8 protein-coding genes are annotated in these 8,091 nt (G+C 40.4%); 5 read left to right on the forward strand and 3 right to left on the reverse strand.

What is annotated here, in order from left to right; genetic code table 11:
- Positions 1 to 42: 42 nt before the first annotated feature.
- On the forward strand, positions 43 to 1,026 hold the full coding sequence (locus tag L654_RS0121040; RefSeq protein ID WP_024599096.1) for an IS110 family transposase: 984 nt from the start codon (positions 43 to 45) through the stop codon (positions 1,024 to 1,026).
- A gap of 104 nt (positions 1,027 to 1,130) precedes the next feature.
- Here the strand turns inward: L654_RS0121040 and L654_RS0121045 are convergent, their stop codons facing one another.
- Positions 1,131 to 2,087 carry a helix-turn-helix domain-containing protein gene (locus L654_RS0121045; RefSeq protein WP_024591135.1) on the reverse strand — a complete coding sequence of 319 codons (957 nt, stop codon included), beginning with the start codon at positions 2,085 to 2,087 and terminating at the stop codon, positions 1,131 to 1,133.
- 220 nt (positions 2,088 to 2,307) lie between these two features.
- Between L654_RS0121045 and L654_RS0121050 the strand changes: the two genes are divergently transcribed.
- The 3 genes from L654_RS0121050 to eat all read left to right on the forward strand — a co-directional run bounded on the left by L654_RS0121050 (position 2,308) and on the right by eat (position 6,072).
- On the forward strand, positions 2,308 to 3,714 hold the full coding sequence (locus L654_RS0121050; RefSeq protein WP_024591134.1) for an ethanolamine ammonia-lyase subunit EutB: 1,407 nt from the start codon (positions 2,308 to 2,310) through the stop codon (positions 3,712 to 3,714).
- Positions 3,711 to 4,598, forward strand: coding sequence for an ethanolamine ammonia-lyase subunit EutC (gene eutC / locus L654_RS0121055; protein ID WP_024591133.1), 888 nt, complete (start codon positions 3,711 to 3,713; stop codon positions 4,596 to 4,598). The genes L654_RS0121050 and eutC overlap by 4 nt, the downstream gene beginning before the upstream one ends.
- 67 nt (positions 4,599 to 4,665) lie before the next feature.
- Positions 4,666 to 6,072, forward strand: a complete 1,407-nt coding sequence (gene eat / locus L654_RS0121060) for an ethanolamine permease (protein ID WP_024591132.1) — start codon at positions 4,666 to 4,668, stop codon at positions 6,070 to 6,072.
- A 129-nt stretch (positions 6,073 to 6,201) separates the two neighbouring features.
- Here eat and arfB read toward each other — a convergent pair whose 3' ends face one another.
- Complete coding sequence (gene arfB / locus L654_RS0121065) at positions 6,202 to 6,615, reverse strand: alternative ribosome rescue aminoacyl-tRNA hydrolase ArfB (RefSeq protein ID WP_007583522.1); 414 nt, start codon at positions 6,613 to 6,615, stop codon at positions 6,202 to 6,204.
- A 192-nt stretch (positions 6,616 to 6,807) separates the two neighbouring features.
- On the opposite strand from arfB, the gene L654_RS0121070 reads away from it, so the two are divergent.
- Positions 6,808 to 7,380, forward strand: coding sequence for a hypothetical protein (locus tag L654_RS0121070; protein WP_010555231.1), 573 nt, complete (start codon positions 6,808 to 6,810; stop codon positions 7,378 to 7,380).
- Positions 7,381 to 7,542: 162 nt separating this feature from the next.
- On the opposite strand, the gene L654_RS0121075 is transcribed toward L654_RS0121070, so the two are convergent.
- Positions 7,543 to 8,091: peroxidase family protein (locus L654_RS0121075; RefSeq protein WP_029751358.1), on the reverse strand; the 549-nt coding region annotated here is incomplete at its 5' end.

Here is an 8,091-nt window from a genome sequence, read left to right on the forward strand (position 1 = left end):
TTTTTTAAGTAGATGCTGTATGTACAAGGGGAGTAAGTAGAGATGATGTTTATCGGCATTGATATTAGTAAAGAGAAGATTGATTTATCGTGGTTGAGAGACCAGCTTACAAACAAAATTAAAACAAAAGTCTTTAAAAACAAGCATCAAGACTTTTTAGCAATAGAAAAATGGCTTTTAAATACAACTAAAAGCGCTGCTAATGAGCTCGTTATCACCCTCGAACCAACGGGTGTTTATCATGAAGCACTGATGTATTTTTTACACGAGCAAGGCTTTAATATTATTTTAGCGAATCCCGGTAAAGCTAAAAAGTATGCAGACGCTTTAAACATAATTCATAAAACAGACAAATCTGATGCAACGATGCTTGCTCATTACGGCTGTGCTAAGCACGCAGTCGTTAGTTATTGGCAACCTGATGCATTAGAAGTTAGAGAGCTTAAAGCCCTTATCCGTCGTTTAGATGCGCTTGAGAGTAACCGACAACGAGAAGCTAACCGATTAGAAGCAAGTGAATTCAGCAACGTTTCAGCACGTGTTTGCCAATCGATAAAAGTGACAATCGCGTTTTTAGATGATGAAATTAAACAGCTTAAATCTGACATTGATAACCACATAGATAATGAACCTGATTTAAAAAGAAACAGGAAACTACTTGAGTCTATCCCTGGCATAGGGCCCGTATTATCGAGAGAGCTGACGTATTTGTTTGCGGCTAAAAAATTTAATAAAGCCAAAGAAGCGGCAGCTTATTGTGGATTAATCCCACGGCATAATGAATCGGGTAAATTAAAAGGGCGAACATCAATCAGTAAACTTGGGCCAGCCAGAATTCGATGCAAACTTTATATGGCGGCCATTGTTGCAGGGCAATGGAATAAAACAATAAAGAGACACAAGTTAACGTTAATAAACAATGGTAAAACACCGATGCAAGCTGTGTGTGCAAATATGCGAAAGCTCATTCATATATGTTTTGGTGTAATAAAAAACCAAGAAGCGTTTAAGCTCCAAGAAAGTTAAATACGACCTTGAAGCTTAAAATGAGAGATGGTATCTACAGGTGCTTATACTCAAGTTAGAGTATCGTCTGTAGAAGGAACTTGCTCACGTTAGAAGTGTAGTTTCTAACCTTTAAAACTATTATTTTTAACTGTTTGTGATGGGTTTTCACCAAATAGTTGCGTGTAATCTTTAGCAAATTGTCCCGCATGCCAAAATCCCCAATTGGCTGCTATTACTGAAATTGGCTTATCTTGGTTTAATTTTTTTAGTTCCCGCCTTACATTATTTAAACGTGTTAAACGTAAAAACCGCAAAGGGTTAATTCCTAAAATACTCTCAAAACTATACTGAAGTGTGCGCCTACTTACAAAAGCAAGCTCGCACAGCTCGGTTATGGTTATTGGGTTTTGTGGATTTGTGGCCACGTAATCTTTTACTTTATCTACTACGGCTTTTCGGTGCTTATAACTTGGCGCAATATTTTGTTGTGGATTATCTGCTTGTAATAAGTGTAGTGCCAACATGTTTAGCATATCTTGTTGTGATTCGGTTTTAAGTCCAAAGCCCTTGCCTACAACCATGCTATTAATTATTTGCCTTGCCGTTTGCAATGATGAGTTGCTTACCGATAAGCGAGCTGATTGTGCAGATGACAGGTTTTTCAATGTTACGCCTTGTAGCTGCGCCATATATTCAATTGAATTCCAATCGATTACCAAACCATAAATATTAAATTGCTCAGGGGTTATCAGCTCAAAGTCATTATCACTTGTGCGGCACATAAATTGATTACTTACCACACTTAGACCATTAATCTTACTTTGCTGCGACTGACAAGGAATGCCAAGCCAAACCGAATTGGGGGCGATGTTACATTGCTGACGAAGCGCTCGCTCGGTGTATTCTTTAAACACATGAATATTGGCATAATCTGTTTCTTCAATAAAACCATAAAAGCTGCCGTCGCTCATTTGATCGTATTTTTGCTGCCATTGAGTAAGGCTATGCGCTTGCTCGTCTATGTCATGTGTTTGCACCTTGCTCTTAAGTGGTGCGCCGTACCTATTTTGCTGCGCCATATAGGGGATGCTCTTTTTCGTTACACTTTTATTATGGTTAAGTTAACACCGCTTTGCGTATGTAACCAATTGAATTGGATTAATAAATAATCTTTTGCCGAAATTCGATAGTTACTTGGTACAAAATAAGCTGTCTTGTAACTATTGAAAATTGATTTATAGCTAAAGATGCAGCAAAACCTATACCAAGGTTTATCATATTAGTTATGTGGAGTAAATCATGGGGCAAGCGTACAGTTACACTTTAGGCACACACACTTATAAATTCAAGAACTTAGCGCAGTTGATGGCTAAAGCAACGCCGCAACGTTCGGGTGATCGCTTAGCGGGCGTAATTGCACAATCAGCACAAGAACGTGCTGTGGCACAAATGACATTGGCCGATGTACCTCTTAAAACATTTTTAAATGAGGTACTTATTCCCTACGAAGATGACGAAATTACACGCTTAATTATTGACGAGCACGATGCCAATGCCTTTATGGCTATTGCACATTTAACCGTAGGTGACTTTCGTAATTGGCTTTTAAGTGACTTTGCAACACCCGCTGTACTTGCAAGTATAAGGCAAGGTATTACGCCTGAAATGGCTGCTGCTGTTAGCAAAATAATGCGCAATCAAGATCTCATATTAATTGCTAAAAAGTGCCATGTTACGAGTGCTTTTAGAAACACTATTGGCCTCTCTGGGCATTTATCTACACGTTTACAACCAAATCATCCAACTGACGATATTAACGGTATTGCTGCATGCATGCTTGATGGGCTGCTATACGGTAATGGCGATGCCGTAATAGGTATAAACCCAGCAACCGATAACGTTGCCCAAGCCATTAAATTAATGACATTAATGGATGATGTTATTCAAAAATACGCCATACCGACGCAAAGCTGTGTGCTTACCCATGTTACTAACACTATTGAATGTATAGAAGCTGGCGCACCGGTTGATTTGGTATTTCAGTCGATTGGCGGCACAGAGGCTACTAACTCAAGTTTTGGCTTTAATTTAAATACCTTAGCCGAAGCGCAAGATGCGGCCTTGAGTTTAAAGCGCGGTACTGTTGGCAATAACGTGATGTATTTTGAAACCGGGCAAGGCAGTTCGCTTTCAGCAAATGCGCATCATGGGCTTGATCAGCAAACGTGTGAAGCTCGCGCTTATGCAGTTGCTCGTAAGTTTAATCCGTTACTGGTTAATACCGTGGTGGGGTTTATTGGCCCTGAATATTTGTTTGATGGTAAAGAAATTACCCGAGCAGGACTTGAGGATCACTTTTGCGCTAAGTTACTAGGCATACCGATGGGGTGCGACGTGTGTTACACCAATCATGCAGAGGCCGATCAAAACGATATGGATAATTTGCTAACGCTATTAGGTGTTGCAGGTTGCTCGTTTGTAATGGGAATACCTGGCTCTGACGATATTATGCTTAACTACCAAACTACGTCGTTTCATGATGCATTATATGTGCGTCGAGTTCTTGGCTCTAGACCCGCCCCTGAGTTTGAAGCATGGCTAAGCAAAATGAAAATTATGCAAAGCACTACCGACATCACACTTTCAGATACCTTGCCTCCCGCTTTTGCTAAACCTCTGGGTGCAATTGCTGGAGGTGGCTCATGAAATCACGTTCAAAACCGACCACTCCATTAGATAACTCAGTAAATGAGCATAAAAATAACGGTAATGTAGTGCACAACCCTTGGAGTGATTTACGGCGTTTTACCGACGCCCGTATTGGGCTTGGTCGCGCTGGTATAAGTTTGCCAACCTCAGAAATGCTGGCTTTTCAGCTATCTCATGCACAAGCGCGTGATGCGGTGAGTTTTCCGCTTGATATTAACGAAATGACTGAGCAACTAGGCAGTATTAGCGTATTAAAAGAGGTTGCCCCTCCCCTGCATTTACACAGCCAAGCCGTTGACAGGGTTACTTACCTTCAGCGACCCGATTTAGGCCGCAAACTTGATGAAAATGGTAGGCAAGTACTTCTCAGCTATATGAATAAACAAAAGCACACTACGCAGGCTAAATACGATTTAGCGATTGTAGTGGTTGATGGACTTTCGTCGTTGGCGGTACAAAAAAATGCATACCCATTTATAACAGAGCTATTAACGCACCTTACAACAGACAAGCAATTTAAAATTGCTCCCATTACTTTGGTTGAGCAAGGGCGAGTAGCGATTGGAGATGATATAGGTGAGTTGCTAAATGCGCAGGTGGTTATGGTGTTAATAGGAGAGCGCCCAGGACTTAGTTCGCCAGATAGCCTTGGCTTATATTTGACATGGGAGCCCAAAACAGGACTTAACGATGCATGTCGTAATTGCATATCGAATATTCGCCCTGCAGGCCTACCTTATACAGAAGCGGCGCGACGCGCACTGTACTTATTACGTGAAGCTAAAAAACTAAAACTAACTGGGGTTAATTTAAAAGACCGCACACAAGATGATGTAATTGAGCACCAGGTTTCAACCACTAACTTTTTAATTGCTGAGTAATTTTAATCTAGGAATTAAAAACACATGAAATAAAAAAATAAAAACTAAACATCAACGGAGAAAGGTTATGTCTACTAATAATAATACAGAGTACCTTGCTAAAAGACAGTTAAAACGAGGTACTGCGGGGTGGTTATTGCTCGCAGGTTTGGGTGTGTCGTATGTAATATCAGGTGACTTTGCAGGCTGGAACTTTGGTATCGCCGAAGCCGGTTGGGGTGGTTTTGCCATTGCTGCAGTATTAATGGCCGTTATGTATTTAGCGCTTGTACTATCGCTTGCTGAAATGTCAGCTGCAATACCTGCTGCAGGCGGTGGTTATAGTTTTGCGCGTCAAGCTATGGGGCCAGCGGGAGGCTATTTAACCGGGCTTGCCGTATTAATTGAATATGCCTTAGCACCCGCTGCTATTGTTATTTTTATAGGCTCGGCAGTTGAAGCCCTCACCGGATTTAATGGCCCATGGGTATATGCATTATTTTACTTACTATTTGTGGGAATTCATTTAGCGGGCGTAGGAGAAGCGCTTAAAGTAATGATGGTAATAAGTGGTTTAGCGGTATTAGCTATTATTGCAACGGCTTTTGTTTTAATCACAAATTTTGATGCATCGCGCTTATTTGACGTCCCCGTAACAAATGCAGTGGGAGCCAGTGAGTTTTTACCTTTAGGTTGGTACGGGGTTTGGGCTGCATTACCGTTTGCCATGTGGTTATTTTTAGCGGTTGAAGGTGTACCGCTTGCTGCTGAAGAAGCAAAAGATCCCGCTAAAGATGTGCCAAAAGGCATTATTGGTGCAATGATCTTTTTGTTATTTACTGCTTTTTTAGTTGTTGTTTTAGTGCCTGGTGCTGGCGGTGCTGCTGCAATGGGGGCAAGTGCAGTGCCTTTAGTTGATGCATTAAATGCATCGGGTAGTGAGGGCTTAGCAACCGTTGTAAATATATTAGGGCTTGCGGGTTTAGTTGCTTCGTTTTTCTCTATTATTTATGGTTATAGTCGCTTAGTGTTTGCTTTATCTAGAGCCGGTTATTTACCACGTTCGTTGTCTATTACGACTAATCGCAAAGTGCCAGCACGTGCGTTGATTGTACCGGCAGTATTTGGCTTTTTAGTATCACTCAGTGGTGAGGGTGACTTAATACTTGCAATGGCAGTAGTAGGTGCAACGCTCTCGTATGCATTAATGGCGCTGAGCCATATTTTACTTCGCGTTAAACAACCTGATTTACCTCGCCCGTACAAAACTCCAGGTGGCGTAGTTACGTCAAGTATTGCTTTAGTACTTTCGCTTATAGCATTAACGGGTGTGTATGCGTTTGACCCTCGTGCATTTTTATACACTATGGTGCTGTTTATTGTGGGCGCCGCATATTACTTTGGCTATAGCTCAAAACACTTGGTTGCTAAAAGCGCTGATGAAGAGTTTGCAATGTTGGCAAATGCAGAATCTGATTTAGAAATGGCTAAGTAGGTATTAATAGTTATTAAATATAAGTGAGGCTACCCCTCACTTATATTTTTATACGTACAATACGATGTAAAAATGGTGCCTGCATGTAGGCATCAAGTCTCTTCTATACTTTATTAATACCGTTTAAAACTAAAACTTTATGTTGCCGCGTAGCGCTTTGTTTTGCCCGTGTTTAGTTTTTTTGTCCATGCGCTTTCGCTGTGAATTACGGCTAGGCTTGGTGGCACGACGCGCTTTATTAACAACGGTAGCACTAAGAATTAAATCTTTTAAGCGCTTAAGGGCATCTTCTCGGTTTAGCTCTTGCGTACGGTGGCTTTGCGCTTTAATTATTAAAACGCCCTCTTTGGTAATTCTTGTATCATTTAAGGCTAGCAAACGCTCTTTATAAAAATCAGGTAATTTAGAGCGATTAATATCAAAGCGTAAATGAATGGCACTGGCTACTTTGTTAACATTTTGACCACCGGCACCTTGCGAACGAATAGCCGTAAGCTCTAGTTCCCATTCATCGATAGTGACAGTATTTGAAATTGTTAACATTGTGTTCAGCTCTATTTGTCAAAAATGTATTATATCATCAGTACATTAGCTTGTGGTGAATGAACTAAATTCTTAGAACTTAAATAAATTCTCATAAATTGTACTATAAAATCAGCCAATATATTATTTTGTGTTGGCAAGTGTTGCTTATTAGTTTCTAATTGGCACAACTTTAATACTAGGAAATGCTCAATGAAAAAAATACTTGTATCACTTAGCTTATTAGCAATGAGTTTCTCAAGCCTTGCAGTAGATATTAACGAAGGTCAACTTCAAAGCTATATGAAAGCACTGCCAGCTGTAACGAGCTGGGCAAGCAGCCAAGAGTCATTAAAAGACTTAGACTTAGCAAGTATGTTAGGTGGTTCTGCAGATCAAAGTGTTGACGAACAAAGCTCTTTAGCTAATAGCGCACTAAGCATGATTAAAGAGCAAGACCTATACAAAAGCTTCGCGGGTGTTACAGGCCGCTACGGCTTTACACCAGAGCAACTAGTAACTGTAGGTTCTGAAGTATCAATGGCTTATATCGAAAACCTTAAATCGGGTTTATCTGCTGATAATCAAGAAACAGCGAATAAAGTAATGGGCGGTTTTCAAAGCATGAAAAGTGCTAAAGATAAAGGCGCTAGTTCGTTAATGGGTTCGTTTGGTAAATCGTCAAGCGCAGCTGAGGAGTCTACAGAGTCTTTAGTAAGCGAAAGCAACCTTGAACTTGTGAGCGAATACATGCCACAACTACAAAAGCTTTTTGCACTTCTATAAGTTTTATTGTTTTATAAAAAGGTGGCTTTTGCCGCCTTTTTTAATGCCTAATTTTTATATGACTTAGATAAATTACAATATTTTATAAGTAATACTGACCGGGACTATATGCAAAAACGGGGGAGTAAATTATTACTCCCCCGTTTTTATTTAGCGTACAGATTATTTAAGATCGAATCTGTCTGCGTTCATTACTTTTACCCATGCGTTTACAAAGTCATGTACAAAGCGCTCTTTGTTGTCGTCTTGTGCATAAAACTCAGCAAGTGCGCGCAATATAGAGTTTGATCCAAATACTAAATCAACGCGTGTTGCAGTCCATTTTGTAGTGCCACTTTTACGGTCTACTATATTGTATAAACCTTTTTGAGTTGGCTCCCAACGGTTTGACATGTCAGTTAAGTTTACAAAGAAGTCGTTGGTTAATGAGCCTACGCTATTTGTAAATACGCCATGTTCGCTGCCAGCATAGTTAGTACCTAGTACTCGCATCCCACCAATAAGTACCGACATTTCTGGTGCACTTAATCCCATTAGTTGGCTGCGCTCTAGTAATAACTCTTCAGCTGATACTGCGTAATCTTTTTTCAGCCAGTTTCTAAAACCATCGTGAATGGGTTCTAGTACATCAAACGATTCTGCATCAGTCATTTCATCTGTTGCATCTCCACGTCCTGGAGCAAACGGCACGTTTACATCAACACCGGCTTG

Origin of the sequence: Pseudoalteromonas sp. TAB23 (assembly GCF_000498075.1) — a bacterium.
GTDB lineage: Bacteria > Pseudomonadota > Gammaproteobacteria > Enterobacterales > Alteromonadaceae > Pseudoalteromonas > Pseudoalteromonas arctica.